The organism is Chitinophaga sedimenti, from assembly GCF_023156195.1.
In the GTDB taxonomy this organism is placed as follows: Bacteria; Bacteroidota; Bacteroidia; order Chitinophagales; family Chitinophagaceae; genus Chitinophaga; species Chitinophaga sedimenti.
The window spans coordinates 3,438,026-3,455,562 of sequence record NZ_JAKUKA010000001.1 but is presented as its reverse complement, the minus strand read 5'-3'; the positions used below and the strand labels follow the sequence as shown (position 1 = coordinate 3,455,562).

Sequence of the window (17,537 nt, the reverse complement as noted above, 5' to 3'; positions counted from 1 at the left end):
TTTAGTTTTATTTCGGCGGATACGGCTACCGGGTTGGCGCTGCAGGTACTTTACCAGGTGCTTTGTAGCTGGCCTTTGCGCCGTTGGGCGTAAGCGTACCTGCACCAGACAGGCTCCAACCCTTAATGAATTGCGCCGTCATGCTTTGGCGTTTGCCGATAGGCTGCTCGCCGGTCAGCGGCCCTACTACATTTGCATGAGAGATCACCTCCAGCTGCGCGCTTTCGCCCGGGCCAATGAACCTGGACGACGCCTGTATTTCAAAGCTCTCAAAGAAACTCCAGTCCGAAAAATGGGTGCTCGTTACAGACACGGTTTGGGCTGTTTTGTTGAGCGTTACATCGGGCATCGACTGCCATACGCCAGCTGCATCCTGGTACGCGATGCCGAGCGCTTCGGGAATAGAACCGGCGATGTCTTCGTCCGTATAGTTAAAGGTGATCGTTACCGGTTTCGCGAACTGTAAATTGTGCGGCGTGATGCGGTATCCATTTTTAATACCCATCGGGTTGGTATTCGTGATGCGTGTAATGCGTATTTCCTGGTTGCTCGTCAGTGCGCCGGCGGGAATCGTAACCGTTAGTTCATCGTCGGGACTGACAATTGTCCCACCCGCCGCGCCAATCGTCGCGCCGGATTGATAGTCGCCATCCGGCACCCCCACCGCTGTTACTTCGCCGGTGCCGGGTGTGGGTAATGGGTTGTCGTCGTTGTCATTTTTGTTGCAGGCAGAAACGGCCAGCAGGGCAGTCAGCAGCACTACGGATAAACTTTTCATGATGAGGGAGGGGTGTTTTAAGTATGATTTCCGTAGGCAAATGTAGGTGACGTGCAAAACGTTTTTTTGCGTAGTAATACGGAAATGTACGGTTACGGTGATGGACGTACGCTGCTGGATAATCTTTCCCAAACTCCTTTGCTTCTTCGGAGGCCATGAATTTATCGCGGCGACATGCTTCGTCCACGGTTTCGTATCACTGTCCCGTATTCTGGCTGATCAGCCGGAAGAGTTGCCCTGTATTCGTTACTGCTCGCGGTAAGCGATGTGCACATCTTTCGTATATCCTTAGAACCGCCATGATTTACTATAAAGTGCCGGAAACCGGGAAAATATCACCCTAAAAGTTACATTATTTTCAAATTCCCCTATTTTTAGCCCGATGGAAAAATTGCTGGAACAACTGACACAAATCCATAACCTTAGCGAACCCGCACTGCATGCGCTTCGGCGAAGCATCGCCCGGGCCGTATTGCCTAAAAACGAATTCCTGGTCACCGAAGGACGCATATGCCGGCACCTCTATTTCCTGGAATCCGGCAGCCTGCGGGGATTTTATAACCTCGAAGGCAAAGAGATCACTCACTGGTTTGGCTTTGAAAACGATTTTGTAACCTCTTTCCACAGTTTTATTACGGGAGAACCCTCGGTAGAAAATGTGCAACTGATGGAAGGCGCCGTATTATGGGGCATTTCCAAAGAGGCTTTAACCGCGTTAATGGACGAGCACCGTGAACTGGAACGGTTGGTGAGGATGGCCTACGAGAAGTATTACATCCGGTTGGAAGAACGATTTGTGAATGCCCACTTTAAAACGGCGGCGGAGCGGTACGAACAGTTGCTGAAGCACGCTCCGCACATCCTGGAGCGGGCCACGCTGGGGCATATCGCATCCTACCTTGGTATATCGCAGGAAACCCTGAGCCGCGTACGGGGACGGCTTTAACATTTAGCATGCGGGAATTTGACTATTGTCAAAAAGATGCAGTTCCGGCGGAATAGTTTTGTTGTCATAATTAAACCTATATGGAACAAAAACAAACGCAACAACCATCTGTAGCCTTTATTGCCGCCTCCTGGGTAGCCCTGTTTGCCGGCATTATCGCTTTTAACATTGGTTTGTGGAACGCCGAAATGGAACTGAATGAAAAAGGATATTATTTCACCGTGTTGATGTTCGGCCTGTTCGCCGCTATCTCCGTACAGAAATCCGTACGCGACCAGCTCGAAGGTATACCGGTAACGAACATCTACTATGGCTTATCGTGGTTTAGCACGCTGTTGGCGATATTATTGCTGACGATAGGTTTGTGGAATGCGCAGATGACGAAAAGTGAAAAGGGTTTTTACGCCATGTCCTACGCGCTGAGCCTTTTTTCGGCCATTGCAGTGCAAAAAAATACAAGGGACGCGAAGCCGCGGATCAGGGAAGACGCAGGCAAAATTGAGGGGTAGCCGTCCTTTCATCCAGCTTTGATAACCCATCATACTAAAACAGTCGCTGAATGATCCAACCGGTCCGATTGCGTGTAGGTAGTGCGGCCAGGACCGCGTTAATGCGGCCCGCAAAACAAAGCATATTCGGTCCGCAAAACAAAGTCAACCCATTCCCGGCGCCCTAATTTTGTATCAACAAAACAAATTGACATGATACAGAACAACTACCAGGGCGCCCTTCAACATCCGCTGAACACAGGATTTAACGCCCATGCCACCACATCGGAAGTTATAAAAGGCATTGACCTTTCCGGCAAGGTGGCCATTGTTACCGGTGGCAATACCGGTATTGGTCTTGAAACGACTAAAACACTCGCCGCTGCCGGCGCCAGAGTGATCGTACCGGCCCGTAACGTGGAAAAGGCGAAAGAAAACCTGCAGGGCATCGCTAACGTGGAAATTGAAGCGATGGATATCATGCGCCCTGAGGACATAGACGCCTTCGCGCAAAAGTTTCTTTCCTCAGCCCGGCCTTTACACCTGTTGATCAATAATGCCGGTATTATGTGGGTGCCCCTGCGCAAAGATGCAAGAGGTATTGAGTCCCAGTTGGCGACCAACTTTATCGGCCAGTTCCATCTCACTGCCAGGTTGTGGTCCGCGCTTAAAGCTGCAAAAGGGGCGAGGGTGGTGAATGTTTCTTCACTTGGCCATCATATGGCTTCTTTTAATTTTGATGATCCGAATTTCGAGTACCGCGAGTATGAAACGTTGCAGGCATATGGGCAATCCAAAACCGCCACTAACCTGTTTGCCGTAGACTGGATAACCGCGCGAAAGCATATGGCGTAAGGGCTTTTTCCGTGCATCCGTGTTCTATTGGCGGTACGGAGTTAGGCCGGGAAGCACCTGTAGAATTATTTCAGAAGATGGGGTTCCCGGATGAGCAGGGCAATATGCGCCCGGAAGTACTGGCTGCATTAAAGACCATTCCGCAGGGTGCTGCCACCACGGTTTGGGCTGCGACCAGCCATCAGTTAGATGATATTGGCGGAGTATATTGCGAAGACGGTAACATTGCCTCCATCGATGTTATACCGCATCAGCGCGGTGTGCAGCCTTATTCACTGGACGAACACAGTGCAAAGCGCCTTTGGGTACTGGCCGAACAGCTCACAGGATTACAATTTGTGGTAGAATAATCGTTTCACTTACATTTGTTACTATGGAATACCAGGCAAAATATATCACCCCGGATATTAAACTATCTTCTTATAAGGATAAGTTTTTTAAATCGGACATCATGTTCGAGCATCATATGCTGATCTGGTTTATTTCGGGAGAAACAAAGATCGTTCGTCCGGAAGGCACCTATCAATTCAAGAAGGGCGATATCTTTTTAATTCCAAGGAACCAGCTGGCCACGATTATTAACTATCCATCGGATGGTTTGCCGCACAAAACAGTGGTGATGCACCTCACGACCGAATGGCTCCGTAACTTCTATGCCAAACGGGAGGTAAAAGCCGCGAAGGCAGATACGGCCGGGATCAGGCATTATGCGAATCACCCTTTGTTGGAAAGCTGCCTGTCTTCGCTGATCCCATATTTCGATATGACCAACCTGCCCAATGATATTGCCGATCTGAAACTCACTGAAGCCGTATCGATCCTTCGCGCTATCGATGCGGATATTGACAATACACTGGCTAACTTTGAGGAGCCGGGAAAGATCGATCTGGCCGAGTATATGGAGAAGAACTTTATGTTCAACATGCCATTGGAAAAATTCGGGTACCTGACGGGAAGAAGCCTCACTACTTTCAAACGGGATTTTAAGAAGGCATTTGCCGCCACGCCGCAGCGCTGGCTGACGAAGAAACGCCTCGACCTGGCACATTATCAACTTGTCGAAAAGAAGAAAAAGCCCATTGATGTTTGCTATGAAGTGGGCTTTGAAAACCTCTCGCACTTTTCCTTTGCGTTTAAGAAGCAGTTTGGCTATTCGCCGGCGACACTCGCTTCCTGAGGTTGTTGCTTATAGTATTCCTTTTTTATCCTGCTGAGCGTTTCCGGTGTCATGTCCAGATAGGAGGCAATAAGCGTATTGGCGACCTTGTTCACCATACCGGGATGTAACTGCATGAACAGCGCATACTTTTCCAATGCCGTCTTTTGCTTGAGTAGTTGTTTGTCCTGCTCGGAACGAACATAATAGGTCTCTGTGAGAAATCTTCCGTGAAAATTAAATTCGATAAAGTGTTTGTAGATGTATTGCAGGTCGTCGTAGTTCAGACACACTACGGTTGTTTCTTTCAAAGCTTCAATCACCTCCTTGCTGGGCACACGCCGGTAGAAACTTTCCACCGATATGATGAGGTCACCTTCGCCCATAAGCCATGAGGTGGTGTCGTTATCGGTACAATTAAATGCGCGTACCAGGCCTTCTTCAATAAAGCTGATGCTGTTGCAGATTTGTCCCTCTTTCAATAACGTTTCTTTTGGTTTGTACACACGACGGTAGGTTTTGCCCTGTATATAATCCCGGCATTCGGCGGATAATGGGTGGATATCTTCCAGTAGTTGTAAAATGTCAGCTGTCATATAGTTTTCATTGGTTGATATGGGGCCGCTGGGGCGCTTAAAGAAAAAAAAAATTTACGGTTATATTTCCGGAGTGCAAGCGAAGAAATCAAATTACTTACAAAAAAACCAGCAAATAATTCTTATTCCATATTAAGGAATTTTGGCGCTTTCTTATTCCATATCAATGTTGAATTGAAAGTTCGCCGATATTTTCGTGCGACAAAATCAATTATCCATGCTTGGAGATAAACTAAAAAAGATCCGGGAATTCCGGGACGTATCGCGCGAATATATGGCCGAAAAGTTATCGATGAGTGTGTCGGCCTACGGCAATATCGAAAGGGGGATGGTACGGAACATTCCCGTGCCGCGGCTATTGGCAATCCTGGCCCTGCTGGATTGCCCGCCCGGCGACTTTTTTAAAGCAGATGATGTGCCTTCGGTATTAGCAAAGACAGACCCGCCGGTATATGGAATAGCGGAATTAGTCCCATTGCTGCAAAAGAATTTCCAGCTTACCAATGAAGTGCTGACAATGCATAAATTCCTGCTGAAGAAAACCTACTCTCAGTAATTACTTAACGACTTCCCAGAAAGCCTTTTTAGGTTGAAGATGGGTATCGAACAGAAGCGGATAATTCTTCCTGCCGCGTACGGGGAAATTATCTAACCAGGTGTAACGGTCGGAGAGGTTCCAGAATGTAACGCCGGTAATCACATTGCGGTATTTGGAATGTTTTAAAGAACATGGCATATTGCGCACTTTGCTGTGCTTCCATTTCCTGCGTGTACTCCGTTTGAGGTGCTTTGTCGCTGTTGTATACGGATACATCCAGTTCCGTTATCTGCACCTTAATGCCCAACGAAGCATAACGTTCAATGGAGGTAGTTAATTCCTGCTCTGATGGATTTTTAATCGACCAATGCGCCTGAAGTCCCACAGCATGTACGGGTACATTGGCGTCGCGCAACTGTTTCAGCAGGCGATAGATTTTTTCTCTCTTGCCGGGATTTTCGGTGTTGTAGTCGTTGTAAAACAGCACAGCATTGGGATCTGCCTCATGCGCGTATATAAATGCCTGTGCGATGAAGTCTTCGCCGCATATCTGGTACCATAACGAATTACGCAGAAATTCTCCCGGGGCATCTGAAACGGCTTCGTTCACAACGTCCCATGCGTATATTTTGCCTTTGTAGCGGCCTACAACTTCGTGTATATGATCCCGTAGCCTTTTTAGCAACGTGTCTTTGCTGACAAGGGCACCTTCGGCCGTATGGAACATCCATTTAGGTGCCTGGTTGTGCCAGCAGAGCGTGTGGCCGCGTACTTTCATCTTATTCGCGGTGGCGAAGTCCACGATGGCGTCGGCTCCTTTCCAGTTATAGCGGTGCTGTTCCGGATGAATGGGCTCCATTTTCATGGCGTTTTCGGCGGTAAGGCTGTTGAATTGGGTGAGGATGAGGGCGCGTTGGGCGGAGTCCTGCAGTTGGCCGGGGGTGACGGCTACGCCGATGGGGAAGTAGGATTTGTAGTGATCTTTGAGTGTTTGTTGGGCATGGGTGGTGAGGGAGAGAATGGAGAGCGTGATGGTGAGCAGGAGTTTGTTCATATTTTTTAGTTGTTGACGGGTAAAATACGAATGTTTGACACAATATAAAAGCTGCAACTGTGGTGAATGGCATGCCAGGAAAGGTGCGCCGGGAAATCGACAGGATATGCGGAACTTTAAATTGTAGTGGAATGCTATGAAAACAAAAAAGGCTCGCCATCTCTGGCAAGCCTTTTTCGCGGACCGGACGGGACTCGAACCCGCGACCTCCGCCGTGACAGGGCGGCATTCTAACCGACTGAACTACCGATCCTTCCAGTAACTTCCGAGCAACCGCTCTTCCGTTTTGGGATTGCAAAGATAGCAACAAAAAAATCAATTGCGCAAATCTTTTTTAAAAAAAAATCAAACCTTACCTTTACACGCTCTTTAACTTTTTTATAATCTGATTATGCAATTCCCGGATTTTGAAAAACCTATTGCCGAACTGTACGAGCAGCTCGATAAACTCAAAGAGAATGGCGATAAGTCTGGCGTAGACGTTTCCGCCACCGTAAACGAATACGAACAAAAAATTGCCCAGACGCGCAAAGATATATATGCCAACCTTACAGCCTGGCAAAGGGTGCAGCTTAGCCGCCACCCCGACCGTCCGTACACCCTCGCGTACCTCGAACGCATGGTGACCAACTTCGTGGAAATGCACGGCGACCGTAATGTAAAAGACGATAAAGCCATGGTAGGCGGTTTTGCCGACCTCGATGGTGAAACTGTCATGTTCATCGGTCAGCAGAAAGGTATCAACACTAAAATGCGCCAGGTCCGCAACTTCGGTATGGCTAACCCGGAAGGTTACCGTAAGGCACTTCGCCTTATGAAACTGGCCGAAAAGTTCAACAAGCCTATCGTTACGCTCATCGATACGCCTGGTGCATATCCCGGTCTCGAAGCGGAAGAGCGCGGGCAGGGCGAGGCAATTGCCCGCAACCTGTTCGAAATGGTGAAGCTGAAAGTGCCTGTTATTTGCATCATCATCGGCGAAGGTGCTTCCGGTGGCGCACTCGGCATCGGTATTGGTGACCGCATCTTCATGCTTGAAAACAGCTGGTATACTGTAATTTCTCCCGAAAACTGCTCCACCATCCTCTGGCGCAGCTGGAACTATAAGGAAAAAGCAGCCGAAGAACTGCGCCTTACCTCCGAACAAATGAGCAATTTTGGATTGGTAGACGGTATCATCAAAGAACCACTCGGCGGTGCACATTCCAACCACGACGAAATGGCCGACATCCTGAAGAAGTCGATCAAGGCCACCCTGGCCGAATTGAAGCAGATCGACCCGGAAACAAGGATCCAGCAAAGAATAGAAAAATTCTCTTCTATGGGTTTTTTCGAAGAACGTTAAATATTTTCTAAGAGATACGGTTTCAAATTTTCATCTTTGCACTCCGTAAATGGGGAATTTGAAACTTTTTGAATGCAAACTATGTTACAGCAACAACTGAGGGGTACCGGCGTAGCACTGGTAACGCCCTTTTCAGCCAACGGCGCCATCGACTGGAACGCCCTTGAAAAGCTGATCGATCACGTCATTAACGGTGGCGTTAATTATGTAGTCACGCTCGGAACTACAGGCGAAACACCTACGCTGTCTTCCGAAGAAAAGCTGGACCTGATAAAGTTTACATTCGAAAAGGTAAATAAGCGCGTACCGGTAGTAGTGGGCATCGGCGATTATAATACGCAGGATGTGGTAAAACGTCTGCAATCCTGCCCGCTCGACGAAGCCGCCGCTGTTCTTTCCGTGGCGCCTTACTACAGCAAACCTTCGCAGGAAGGTATTTTTCAGCATTATAAGGCCATTGCCGCCGCTTCCCCCAAGCCGATCATCCTTTATAACGTTCCCGGTCGTACGGGTCGTAATATGACCGCGGCTACCACGTTGCGCATTGCTAACGAGGTGCCCAACGTTATTGCCATGAAAGAGGCTTCCGGCGATATGGTACAGTGCATGGAAATTGTGCGCAGCAAGCCGAAAGACTTCCCCGGTGATCTCCGGCGACGATGCCGTGGCCATGCCCCAGATTGCCTGTGGGATGGACGGTGTAATCTCCGTGGCTGCCAACTTCTTTGCAAAAGATTTCTCTGCGATGGTGAAAGCCGCGCTGGCAAACAACTTCGAAGAAGCCCGCCGCCTGCATTACAATATGCTCGAAGGGTACGACCTGATGTTCGCCGAAAACAACCCGGCCGGCGTTAAGGCGTTCCTGGCCTACGCAGGTATCGTCGAAAACTACTTCCGCCTGCCCGTTGTGCCCGTTTCCAGCGAGTTGCACGACAAAATCAATAAATACCGGCTGCTTACAAATAGGCGCCCGAAACATACGTCAAAAAGCCATTTCCGAAAGGAGATGGCTTTTTTTATTTAGCCAGCTTTATTTCCCCTCCTCAGCCCCCGTTGTCACTCCCTTCAACGAAAAACCGCTAATGATCATCTTGCTACACCCGAGGTGTAAACCTATTTCAGGACATTGTATCCTGTAACCATGTTTTAAGCATCCTAGGTTTATCCTAGGTTCAAGGTAGGTTCAACCTAGGTTCGAGATAGGTTCGCGAACCTATCTTGAACCTTAGATAAACGAAGGATAAACGTACTATCAACGAAGGATGCTATAAGGATAATTAAACCCTCCTGAAACCATAGTAAAAGCAGGCATCTACGAGAAATGAAGCCACCTGAAAGCAGGCTGGAAGGCACCTGGGCCCTTTGCCTGCCCTTTAACCGCCCTTTCCCTGCCCTTTCCGTAGGGCACGAAAAAGGGCAAAGAAGCGGTCGCTCCTTTGCCCCAATATCAACTTAATGAATGATTAGAAGTTAAACCCGATGCTCAGGTTCAGTCCGCGGATGCCCGCAAATGGCGCGTCAATTTTTCCCTTGATGCCATCATTGTTCACCTGCGCGGTGATATATTTCTTTTCGCCGGCGAAGTTTACCAGGTCTTCCAGGTCGGTCTTCAGGTCGGCGCGGTCTTGCTCGCTCAGGTCGCTCAGGTCGGTTTTGCCGTCCACATTGCCGGTCATTTTGCCCCAATGCGCGCCCAGTATCGTAAAGTCGATGGTTACACGTTTAATCTGCCACTGCACACCTAACAGTACGCCACCACCAATGCCTTTGGTATCACCCAGGAAAGGCACTTTTTTAGTAACCCCGGCATCCGGCGCTTCAAAGTCGTAAGGGAAATCGTATTTCAGGTTGGAGTACCGGCCGTATACACCGCCGTAAAAGCCGCGTGCGCCCGGTTTGCGGGAGCCGGTATAAAAGCGGACTTCCGCAGTAATGGCCGAGCCGGACATTTTCGCGTTGCCCAGCTGTTCGCCGATTTCATCGCCTTCTTCGGTAATGGCGTCAATCACGTTAGCGGTAAGGGGAGTACCGTTTATCGCAGTTTTAGGCATATAGCGATAGCCGCCGGAAACTGAGATAAAGTTGTTCAGCACGCGCTCGTAGGTAAGGCTGTAGTTGCCCAGCAGTATTGGGCTCAGGCCAAATTTAACGTTATTCTTGTAATAGAACTTTTGGAGGAAGCGGGTGTTTCTTCTTCCACTTCAACATGGGAAAGGGAAGTGGTTTCCACGATTACGGTGTCGACTTCCTGCGCACGAGCCGTAGCGGCGCTCATGGCAAGGCATAGAGCCGCCAGGTAGTGGAATGGCGTTTTTTCATACAGTATAGGTTTTATAATTTATGCGTAAAGGTAATGATTGATATTTCCTTACGCAATCGCCAAAAGTAAGTATTTTACAATTTCATATTATATAAGATACTCCTTCTTCCGCCAGGTCGGTATTGGGGAAAACGGGGCGACATTCGTCGAGGAAGGGCTGTAACTCAGTGTATTTGCTCGAAAAGTGACCTACCAGCAGCCGTTTTACATTGGCCATCTTAGCGAGGGTAGCCGCCTGTACGCTCGTGCTGTGAAACCTTTCGGTGGCCTTTATTACCTGGTCGTGCAGGTAAGTGGTCTCGTGGTAAATGAGGTCTGCATTCTGTATTTGGGGAATGATCTCTTCATGGTAAACGGTGTCGGCGCAGTATACATACCGCTTTCCGGGCGCTGGCGGCAGGGTAACCCAGTCGTTGCGCACGATGGATCCGTCTTTTTGCTGGTAGTCCTCGCCTTCCTGCAACCTGGAGTAAAACGCGGCCGGAATCCCGTAGGCTACAGCCTGTTCGGGTACGAGCTTCCGCTTGCGGCGCTGCATGTTAAAAGCAAAGCCATAACAGGGAATACGGTGCCGGGTGGGGAAGTAGCTCACTTCAAAGTCCTTTTCGCGGATAATGACGCCGGTATTTTCCGGCAGCAAGGGCACAAAGGTAAATGGGTAGTTGAGTACGGAAGCGCCACAATCCAGCTGCAGCTGAATGATCTGCTGCAGTTCCGGCGGCGCATACAGGAACAGTGGCTCTGTGCGGCCAAGCATGCTCAGTGTGTTGAGCAATCCTATCAGTCCGAAATAATGATCGCCGTGCAAGTGGCTGATCACAATGTGTTTAATGCGGCTGCGGCGAACTTTATATTTCACCAGCTGTACCTGTGTACCTTCGCCGCAATCGATCAGCACCAGCTGATCGTTACAGGTCACTACCTGCGCTGTTGGATGTCTTTCCGGGGTCGGAAGGGCGGAATTATTGCCCAGAATTGTTACCGCAAACATGTATGTAAGAGTCGTCGTGGTTGATTTCAAAAAGAAGGGGATCAGTCCCACTCCCCGCTGCCGATTTCGCGTTCCAGTTCCTCCATCATCACCAGGTCTATGGCTTCTGCCAGGGTGGGGGCAAGATTAAGCACTTCCGGATGGTTTTGGGTGAAAAAAGCTGTTAAGTCGCTGTTAAGGCGTGCCAGTGCGCAGGATTGACCATTGTCATACATATGCCGGTACACTGCTAAAATGGCTTCTTTCCCCTTGGCATCTGTATTTTGGATGCCGGCCATATCCAGTATGAGATTGCGTCCCGGCAGATCATCGTAGTGAGTAATGCCCGTCACAAACGAGGCGGCCAAATTGGCATCCAGTGCATCGCCTTCCGGACTAAAAATCAGTATTTTTTCTTTGGTATCAATTTTGAACTCCATGGGTCCGGATGTTAGTTATAACAGATAAAAAAAGGAATCAAGGAAAACCATCTGTAAAAATCGCTACGAAATCCCAGCCACAAACATCCCTATTCTCGTAGATATTATTACACCTCAGGCCTTCCACACAGCAAAAGTAAATGTTATGTATAAAATTGCAAGGACAAAAAGGTAAATCAAATTATTTCGCTAATATTGTATAGGCACGCCCCCGTAAGGGTTTTAATCAATAAATAATCTCACAATGGACCAGAATTTTTCACCGCAAGTAAAGGAAATCATTTCATTCAGCAGGGAGGAGGCTTTACGCTTGGGGAATGATTTCATCGGTACGGAACACCTGCTGTTAGGTATTATTCGGGAAGGTGAGGGCACAGCTGTAAAAATTTTACAGGCTCTGAACGTAGATCTTTATGAGCTGCGCAAAGAGGTGGAACTGGCTATCAAGGATAAGACCGGTAAGAACATCGCGAACATCAACAGTCTGCCGCTCACGCGCCAGGCCGAAAAGGTGATCCGTGTTACCGTACTGGAAGCAAAGGCGCTTAAAAGTCCCACCGTGGAAACAGAGCACCTGATGTTATCCATCCTTAAGAATAAAGAAAACGTTTGTACTCAGATTCTTCAACAGTTTGACGTGGATTACGATACTTTTAAAAATGAGCTCGGCTTCGTAAAATCAACAGATCCCAAGGCAGAATTCGATGACCCGGGAGAAGAAGAATTCGAAGACGAAAGAAAGAGCTACGCTTCCAAGTCGAAGCAAGCCAATGCAAAATCAAAAACACCCGTTCTCGATAACTTCGGACGCGATATTACTAAACTCGCCGAAAGCGGCAGCCTCGACCCGATCGTAGGCCGTGAAGCAGAAATCGAAAGGGTGTCTCAAATACTTTCCCGCCGTAAAAGAACAACCCGATCCTCATAGGTGAACCGGGTGTGGGTAAAACCGCTATCGTGGAAGGCCTGGCACTGCGCATCGTGCAGCGTAAGGTAAGCCGCGTGCTGTTCGATAAACGCGTGGTGAGCCTCGACCTCGCAGCGCTGGTAGCCGGTACCAAATACCGTGGCCAGTTCGAGGAAAGAATGAAAGCGATCATGAACGAGCTGGAGAAAAACCGCGACGTGATCCTGTTCATCGACGAGATCCACACCATCGTTGGTGCTGGTGGCGCCTCCGGCTCGCTGGATGCTTCCAACATCTTTAAACCGGCCCTGGCAAGAGGTGAGCTCCAGTGCATCGGCGCTTCCACCCTGGACGAATACCGCATGTACATCGAGAAAGACGGCGCACTTGACCGTCGTTTCCAGAAAGTAATGGTAGATCCGCCCACTGTGGACGAAACGATCCAGATCCTCAACAACATTAAACCGCGTTATGAAGAATATCATAATGTAAGCTATAACGACGAAGCCATCCAGGCCTGCGTGAAACTGAGCGACCGTTACATGACCGACCGTTTGCTGCCCGACAAGGCAATCGACGTGCTCGATGAGGTAGGCGCCCGTGTGCACCTGAAAAACATCAACGTGCCGCAGAACATCCTCGATCTTGAAAAACAGATCGAAGACATCAAGCAGGAAAAAAATAAGGTCGTGAAAAGCCAGCGCTTCGAAGAGGCTGCAGCTTTGCGCGATACGGAAAAGAAACTGGGTGAGGACCTCGAAAAAGCAAAAGCGATCTGGGAAGAGGAAGTGAAACACAAACGCTACCCGATCGATGAAGAGGCGATTGCAGAAGTGGTGAGCATGATGACAGGTATTCCTGTTAAACGCATGGTGCAGGCCGAAACGGAGAAACTCCGCCGCATGACCGACGACCTCAAAGGTGCGGTAGTAGGACAGGACGAAGCCATCAGCAAAGTAACCAAAGCGATCCAGCGTAACCGCGTTGGCCTGAAAGATCCGAAGAAACCAATCGGTACCTTCATCTTCCTCGGTCCTACCGGTGTTGGTAAAACAGAGCTGGCAAAATCACTCGCCCGTTATATGTTCGATTCTGAAGATGCGCTGATCCGCATCGATATGAGCGAATACATGGAGAAATTCTCTGTAAGCCGCTTAATCGGCGCGCCTCCGGGCTATGTAGGTTATGAAGAAGGTGGCCAGCTGACGGAAAAAGTTCGCCGCAAACCTTACTCTGTAATCCTGCTGGACGAAATCGAGAAAGCACACCCGGATATTTATAACATCCTGCTGCAGGTACTGGATGATGGTATTCTTACCGACGGTTTAGGCCGTAAGGTGGATTTCAAAAATACCCTCATCATCATGACTTCTAACATCGGTGTTCGCCAGTTGAAAGACTTCGGCGCGGGTGTAGGTTTCACCACGGCCACCAGGGTAGCAGCGGAAGAAGAAAACACCAAATCAGTAATTGAAAAAGCACTGAAGCGGACCTTCTCTCCCGAGTTCCTGAACCGTATCGATGATGTGATCATCTTTAACGCACTGTCTAAAGAGCACATCTACACCATCATCGATATCACTATGCAGGGTGTACTGAAACGCCTCCAAAACCTGGGCTTCAGCCTGGAACTGACAGAAGCGGCGAAAGGCTTCCTGGCAGACAAAGGTTACGACCAGCAGTTTGGCGCACGTCCGCTGCACAGGGCTATCCAGAAATACCGGAAGATCCTTTGGCAGAAGAGATCCTGAATATGAACATTCACAATGGGGATGTACTCGTAGCAGATCTCGACGGCGAAAATCAGAAGTTGGTATTTACGTTGAAAGATGCATCTACCAGCAAATCTGAAAAATCAGAAGCTTAATCAGTTTTACTGATATACAAAAGGCCTCCTTTTCACAAAGGGGGCCTTTCTTTTTATATAAATTCCAATTTTATATATTATATATATTATGTATTTTATGATGCTGTCCAGAGCAAGGCGTGCTAACTCCTTCCTTTTCAAGCCAAATTTGTCTATAGGTTAATCCACCCAAGGTGTGGATATTAATTTAAAAAAATATTGCATGTGTGATGTATAAAATCAATTTATATATGTAATATTGTACCGCGAACAAGATCTTTTTTAAGTGAAAAACCTGGAAACACCTTAAAACGCATATAACTAAAAACCGAACACTTTTTTAACCTTTTATCCTATGAAATACACGTTTCGTATTGCCAGCCTCGCGCTGGTAGGACTGCTGTCATTGTCTTACAGCAGTACAAAAGCCCAGTTAAAAATCGGTAGCAATCCCAATACCATAGATCCTAAGGCTTTGCTGCATCTTGAAAGCAGCACCAAAGGTCTGTTGCTGCCAAACATTCCGGCCCTGACAAATATCGGTACTACCGGCGTGGCTAATGGTATGATCATTTACCTGGCAGATGCAACTAATCCTGGTTTATATGTAATGCAGGATGGCACCTGGCACCGCATGGCTTCCGACGAGATCATTCAGACCTCTTTCTGGAAGATGGGTGGAAATAACGTAACCGGCGACCAGTCACTCGGTCTTAAATCCGGCGCTAACCTGTCGTTCTTAACCAATGACATGAGCCGGCTCACTATTAAATCTGATGGTCAGTTCCAATTTGGCGTACAACCTACAGCGGGTGCAGCTACCGACCTGGACGTACTGATGATCAATACCAATGGTGATGTAATCAAACGTACCATCAGCGAAAATGCATTTGGTCCGGTGGTGACTAAAATCACATCCGGTGGTGTAGATGTAGACGGTGGTGTAATTTTCTCGACCAACGCCGCAACTACCCACACTGCTTTCGGTATTGCTGCCGACGGTACCACTAAAACTTTAACTTTTAATACACCGTTGCTGTCTGTTGGTGGCGCCGCTACCTACGGTTTCCTGACCAAAGCAGACTACGATGCATTGACGGCTGCCGACAGGATTGCCCTGGCTGATGCCGCTGCTGCTGATGCTACCAGCGATCAGAAAGGCGCTACCCTGGCTTACAATTCAACTACCGGAAAATATGAGCTGAAACTGGCTTTCGCGGATGACGCCATGCCTGGTATCATGAGCATCCAGAACCAGTCGTTCCGTGGTGATAAAGAATTCAAAAATGCAGTAGCGGTTAACCAGACCCTGACGGTAACCGGCGATGCAACATTGAGCGGTAACGTAACAATGGGTGCTGCTACCTCTATTTCGACTGTCGGCGGTAGCGTATTGATGCCCGATTTACCAGCTGCCACAGCCCCGGTAACCGGTGCTAACTACCAGATCCTGTATTCTGCTTCTGACGGTTCAGGTATCAAACAACTGGACATTGATCCGGAGTCTCTGACGCCTGGCGTAGCGACTTTCAACGGCGAAAAAGGTGCGATCACTTTAACACTGGACGCTTATCCGCTGGCTGCTTCTGTAACTACACCCGCTGTTGTTGCGGACGGTACCGATCCTAAAATTCAGAAAATCCAGATTCCGGAAGCTAACAGCACCACCGTTGTTCGTGGTTTGATCTCTAACGCTGACCAGATCCTGGCTGGTAGAAAACGTTTCGAGAATGACATGACGGTAGGTGCTAACCTGCTGCCTACTTCCACACTGGATGTTAAAGGTTCATTCTCTGCAGCGATCAGGGAAGTGGTAGGTGACTACACACTGCTCGCAACAGATTATACGCTGATCGCGAAAGGCGCCGCTGTAAATACGGTGACCCTGCCAGCCGCTTCATCTTGCCCGGGCAGGATTTACAACATCAAGAAAGTGCCTACCAATGCTGCAACTCCTGATGAAAACGTAATTACCATCAATACTGCTGATGGTGGCGATATCGAAAGTGGTCCGTCCACCACGATGTTCGTACCTTATTCTTCCATCTCTGTACAATCCAGTGGTGGTCAGTGGTATATCCTGAGAAGGAACTAATATTTACCATATTACATGGAACGGCTTAGAGGGCCGTTCCATGTTTCTCTGCCATATCTGTCGGCACCCTATTTAACTACTTCCTATGAAACCTGAAGCTTTTATTAAAGCGGGATTTACACTTATCGCCTGCCTGCTATTGCAACAGGCGGCCAGCGCCCAGGTAAAAATGGGTGGCGCAGCGCCGGGTACTATGCGTGGCGACGCCTTACTGGAACTGAATTCCACCAAGCAAGGGCTTTTACTTCCCCGTGTTAATTCGGCGGCCCTCACCACACACCCCCTCGATACTGCGGCTAACGGCCTGATGGTTTTCGTTACCGATCAAAATAGTTTGTTTGTGCGGAAAAGCGCTTCCTGGAAACAATTGCTCGCTTCGGACGATGCGCCGCCAAGTACGGTAACATCGGTCAACGGTGCAACAGGAGCGGTTAGTTTAACAGCTGGTACTGCCATGAGTTTATCGGGCACCCAGATCATCAACGACGGCGTATTCTCTTTTAACACGCGCAAAGGCGCGGTTACCGCCGCGGAAGCCGACTACAACCTGGATCTTTTAGGCGATGTGGCCATAGCAACTCCTGCTAATAACCAATTGCTTCGATATAACGCCGGTAGCTGGTCTAACTGGACGCCGGACTTTTTAAAATCCGCTGCTACGCTTACACAGGGGGCTGTGTTGTTTGCGGGGGCGAGTGGCGTGGTAACGCAGGATAATACAAAGTTCTTCTGGGATAATACGAATGGCAGGCTGGGTATAGGTACGGCGGCGCCGAACAGGACGCTTACCGTGGCCGGTAATGCCGGTGTTGTAGGAGATCTTACGACGGAAAGTCTTGCAGTAACCGGTGCTGCCCGAATGGGGATAAGAACGGTGACAACCAATACGACACCGATCGACATCGCTGCGACAGATTATACTGTTATTATTAGTCCAACCACCGGTACTACCGCTATCAACGTCAGACTGCCCGACCCTACAGCCAATGACGGCCGTATTATCGTCATCAAGAAAACAGTAAACCGGACGATCAACGTGACCAGTCTGACAGTTGCCAACTTCGAGCGCGCTGCCGGGCCTACCACGATTACAGGCGCCACTGCAACGTACCAGGGCGCAACAGGTAATAACAATGCATCCTACAGGTCGATGACCTTCCAGTCCGACGGTACCCGCTGGTACCTGATCGGCAACTAGCAGTT

At 48.9% G+C, this 17,537-nt stretch carries 20 protein-coding genes, 1 tRNA gene and 1 pseudogene; 14 read left to right on the top strand and 8 right to left on the bottom strand.

What is annotated here, in order from left to right:
• Positions 1–25: 25 nt before the first annotated feature.
• Positions 26–778 (bottom strand): hypothetical protein, encoded by a 753-nt coding sequence (locus tag MKQ70_RS19640; protein ID WP_248073663.1) that lies wholly within the window; start codon positions 776–778, stop codon positions 26–28.
• Between the two features lie 382 nt (positions 779–1,160).
• Here MKQ70_RS19640 and MKQ70_RS19635 point away from each other — a divergent pair, with 382 nt between their 5' ends.
• From MKQ70_RS19635 to MKQ70_RS19615, 5 genes are all read left to right on the top strand, one after another.
• Positions 1,161–1,724, top strand: a complete 564-nt coding sequence (locus MKQ70_RS19635) for a Crp/Fnr family transcriptional regulator (protein WP_248073661.1) — start codon at positions 1,161–1,163, stop codon at positions 1,722–1,724.
• An 80-nt stretch (positions 1,725–1,804) separates the two neighbouring features.
• Positions 1,805–2,233 (top strand): inner membrane protein YiaA, encoded by a 429-nt coding sequence (gene yiaA / locus MKQ70_RS19630; RefSeq protein WP_248073660.1) that lies wholly within the window; start codon positions 1,805–1,807, stop codon positions 2,231–2,233.
• Positions 2,234–2,425: 192 nt separating this feature from the next.
• A complete protein-coding gene (locus MKQ70_RS19625) occupies positions 2,426–3,067 on the top strand; it encodes an SDR family NAD(P)-dependent oxidoreductase (RefSeq protein ID WP_248073659.1) in 642 nt (213 codons plus the stop codon).
• Positions 3,068–3,078: 11 nt separating this feature from the next.
• Positions 3,079–3,417 carry an SDR family NAD(P)-dependent oxidoreductase gene (locus MKQ70_RS19620; RefSeq protein ID WP_248073658.1) on the top strand — a complete coding sequence of 113 codons (339 nt, stop codon included), beginning with the start codon at positions 3,079–3,081 and terminating at the stop codon, positions 3,415–3,417.
• Positions 3,418–3,440: 23 nt separating this feature from the next.
• The gene (locus MKQ70_RS19615; protein ID WP_248073656.1) at positions 3,441–4,244 is read left to right on the top strand and encodes a helix-turn-helix domain-containing protein; all 804 of its coding nucleotides are present in this window, start codon (positions 3,441–3,443) and stop codon (positions 4,242–4,244) included.
• Here MKQ70_RS19615 and MKQ70_RS19610 read toward each other — a convergent pair.
• Entirely contained in the window at positions 4,217–4,819 is a 603-nt protein-coding gene (locus tag MKQ70_RS19610) for a Crp/Fnr family transcriptional regulator (protein WP_248073654.1), read from the bottom strand. The two genes, MKQ70_RS19615 and MKQ70_RS19610, sit on opposite strands and share 28 nt — an antisense overlap.
• A gap of 217 nt (positions 4,820–5,036) precedes the next feature.
• Here MKQ70_RS19610 and MKQ70_RS19605 point away from each other — a divergent pair, with 217 nt between their 5' ends.
• A complete protein-coding gene (locus MKQ70_RS19605; protein WP_248073652.1) occupies positions 5,037–5,375 on the top strand; it encodes a helix-turn-helix domain-containing protein in 339 nt (112 codons plus the stop codon).
• On the opposite strand, the gene MKQ70_RS38970 is transcribed toward MKQ70_RS19605, so the two are convergent.
• The 3 genes from MKQ70_RS38970 to MKQ70_RS19595 form a co-directional block, all read right to left on the bottom strand.
• Positions 5,376–5,519 (bottom strand): endo-1,4-beta-xylanase, encoded by a 144-nt coding sequence (locus MKQ70_RS38970; RefSeq protein WP_308199088.1) that lies wholly within the window; start codon positions 5,517–5,519, stop codon positions 5,376–5,378.
• Positions 5,464–6,411, bottom strand: coding sequence for an endo-1,4-beta-xylanase (locus MKQ70_RS19600; protein ID WP_308199087.1), 948 nt, complete (start codon positions 6,409–6,411; stop codon positions 5,464–5,466). Before MKQ70_RS19600 ends, MKQ70_RS38970 begins: the two co-directional genes overlap by 56 nt.
• 179 nt (positions 6,412–6,590) lie before the next feature.
• Positions 6,591–6,664 (bottom strand) — tRNA-Asp (locus tag MKQ70_RS19595).
• 138 nt (positions 6,665–6,802) lie between these two features.
• On the opposite strand from MKQ70_RS19595, the gene MKQ70_RS19590 reads away from it, so the two are divergent.
• The 3 genes and pseudogenes from MKQ70_RS19590 (at position 6,803) to MKQ70_RS19580 (ending at position 8,780) form a co-directional block, all read left to right on the top strand.
• Entirely contained in the window at positions 6,803–7,756 is a 954-nt protein-coding gene (locus tag MKQ70_RS19590) for an acetyl-CoA carboxylase carboxyltransferase subunit alpha (RefSeq protein ID WP_248073650.1), read from the top strand.
• A 72-nt stretch (positions 7,757–7,828) separates the two neighbouring features.
• Positions 7,829–8,335: pseudogene (locus MKQ70_RS19585) on the top strand (dihydrodipicolinate synthase family protein); the annotation flags it as partial.
• A 91-nt stretch (positions 8,336–8,426) separates the two neighbouring features.
• On the top strand, positions 8,427–8,780 hold the full coding sequence (locus MKQ70_RS19580; protein ID WP_248073648.1) for a dihydrodipicolinate synthase family protein: 354 nt from the start codon (positions 8,427–8,429) through the stop codon (positions 8,778–8,780).
• A 439-nt stretch (positions 8,781–9,219) separates the two neighbouring features.
• On the opposite strand, the gene MKQ70_RS19575 is transcribed toward MKQ70_RS19580, so the two are convergent.
• The 3 genes from MKQ70_RS19575 to MKQ70_RS19565 all read right to left on the bottom strand — a co-directional run bounded on the left by MKQ70_RS19575 (position 9,220) and on the right by MKQ70_RS19565 (position 11,486).
• Positions 9,220–9,849: a hypothetical protein gene (locus MKQ70_RS19575; RefSeq protein WP_248073646.1), complete on the bottom strand. Its 630-nt coding sequence runs from the start codon at positions 9,847–9,849 to the stop codon at positions 9,220–9,222.
• A gap of 309 nt (positions 9,850–10,158) precedes the next feature.
• Positions 10,159–11,067 (bottom strand): ribonuclease Z, encoded by a 909-nt coding sequence (locus tag MKQ70_RS19570; RefSeq protein ID WP_248073643.1) that lies wholly within the window; start codon positions 11,065–11,067, stop codon positions 10,159–10,161.
• A gap of 41 nt (positions 11,068–11,108) precedes the next feature.
• The gene (locus tag MKQ70_RS19565) at positions 11,109–11,486 is read right to left on the bottom strand and encodes an STAS domain-containing protein (RefSeq protein WP_248073641.1); all 378 of its coding nucleotides are present in this window, start codon (positions 11,484–11,486) and stop codon (positions 11,109–11,111) included.
• A 244-nt stretch (positions 11,487–11,730) separates the two neighbouring features.
• Here MKQ70_RS19565 and MKQ70_RS19560 point away from each other — a divergent pair, with 244 nt between their 5' ends.
• The 5 genes from MKQ70_RS19560 to MKQ70_RS19545 all read left to right on the top strand — a co-directional run bounded on the left by MKQ70_RS19560 (position 11,731) and on the right by MKQ70_RS19545 (position 17,532).
• Positions 11,731–12,414: a Clp protease N-terminal domain-containing protein gene (locus MKQ70_RS19560; protein WP_248073638.1), complete on the top strand. Its 684-nt coding sequence runs from the start codon at positions 11,731–11,733 to the stop codon at positions 12,412–12,414.
• 29 nt (positions 12,415–12,443) lie between these two features.
• The gene (locus MKQ70_RS19555; RefSeq protein WP_248073635.1) at positions 12,444–14,144 is read left to right on the top strand and encodes an ATP-dependent Clp protease ATP-binding subunit; all 1,701 of its coding nucleotides are present in this window, start codon (positions 12,444–12,446) and stop codon (positions 14,142–14,144) included.
• Positions 14,126–14,260 carry a hypothetical protein gene (locus MKQ70_RS38965; RefSeq protein ID WP_282456612.1) on the top strand — a complete coding sequence of 45 codons (135 nt, stop codon included), beginning with the start codon at positions 14,126–14,128 and terminating at the stop codon, positions 14,258–14,260. Before MKQ70_RS19555 ends, MKQ70_RS38965 begins: the two co-directional genes overlap by 19 nt.
• 334 nt (positions 14,261–14,594) lie before the next feature.
• On the top strand, positions 14,595–16,334 hold the full coding sequence (locus MKQ70_RS19550; RefSeq protein WP_248073632.1) for a phage tail-like protein: 1,740 nt from the start codon (positions 14,595–14,597) through the stop codon (positions 16,332–16,334).
• Between the two features lie 85 nt (positions 16,335–16,419).
• Positions 16,420–17,532, top strand: coding sequence for a phage tail-like protein (locus MKQ70_RS19545; RefSeq protein WP_248073629.1), 1,113 nt, complete (start codon positions 16,420–16,422; stop codon positions 17,530–17,532).
• Positions 17,533–17,537 lie beyond the last annotated feature (5 nt).

Coding starts and splice junctions, on each gene's coding strand:
- MKQ70_RS19640 (WP_248073663.1), bottom strand. CDS start 778: ATGAAAAGTTTATCCGTAGTGCTGCTGACTGCCCTGCTGGCCGTTTCT.
- MKQ70_RS19635 (WP_248073661.1), top strand. CDS start 1,161: ATGGAAAAATTGCTGGAACAACTGACACAAATCCATAACCTTAGCGAA.
- yiaA (WP_248073660.1), top strand. CDS start 1,805: ATGGAACAAAAACAAACGCAACAACCATCTGTAGCCTTTATTGCCGCC.
- MKQ70_RS19625 (WP_248073659.1), top strand. CDS start 2,426: ATGATACAGAACAACTACCAGGGCGCCCTTCAACATCCGCTGAACACA.
- MKQ70_RS19615 (WP_248073656.1), top strand. CDS start 3,441: ATGGAATACCAGGCAAAATATATCACCCCGGATATTAAACTATCTTCT.
- MKQ70_RS19610 (WP_248073654.1), bottom strand. CDS start 4,819: ATGACAGCTGACATTTTACAACTACTGGAAGATATCCACCCATTATCC.
- MKQ70_RS19605 (WP_248073652.1), top strand. CDS start 5,037: ATGCTTGGAGATAAACTAAAAAAGATCCGGGAATTCCGGGACGTATCG.
- MKQ70_RS19600 (WP_308199087.1), bottom strand. CDS start 6,411: ATGAACAAACTCCTGCTCACCATCACGCTCTCCATTCTCTCCCTCACC.
- MKQ70_RS19590 (WP_248073650.1), top strand. CDS start 6,803: ATGCAATTCCCGGATTTTGAAAAACCTATTGCCGAACTGTACGAGCAG.
- MKQ70_RS19580 (WP_248073648.1), top strand. CDS start 8,427: ATGCCCCAGATTGCCTGTGGGATGGACGGTGTAATCTCCGTGGCTGCC.
- MKQ70_RS19570 (WP_248073643.1), bottom strand. CDS start 11,067: ATGTTTGCGGTAACAATTCTGGGCAATAATTCCGCCCTTCCGACCCCG.
- MKQ70_RS19565 (WP_248073641.1), bottom strand. CDS start 11,486: ATGGAGTTCAAAATTGATACCAAAGAAAAAATACTGATTTTTAGTCCG.
- MKQ70_RS19560 (WP_248073638.1), top strand. CDS start 11,731: ATGGACCAGAATTTTTCACCGCAAGTAAAGGAAATCATTTCATTCAGC.
- MKQ70_RS19550 (WP_248073632.1), top strand. CDS start 14,595: ATGAAATACACGTTTCGTATTGCCAGCCTCGCGCTGGTAGGACTGCTG.
- MKQ70_RS19545 (WP_248073629.1), top strand. CDS start 16,420: ATGAAACCTGAAGCTTTTATTAAAGCGGGATTTACACTTATCGCCTGC.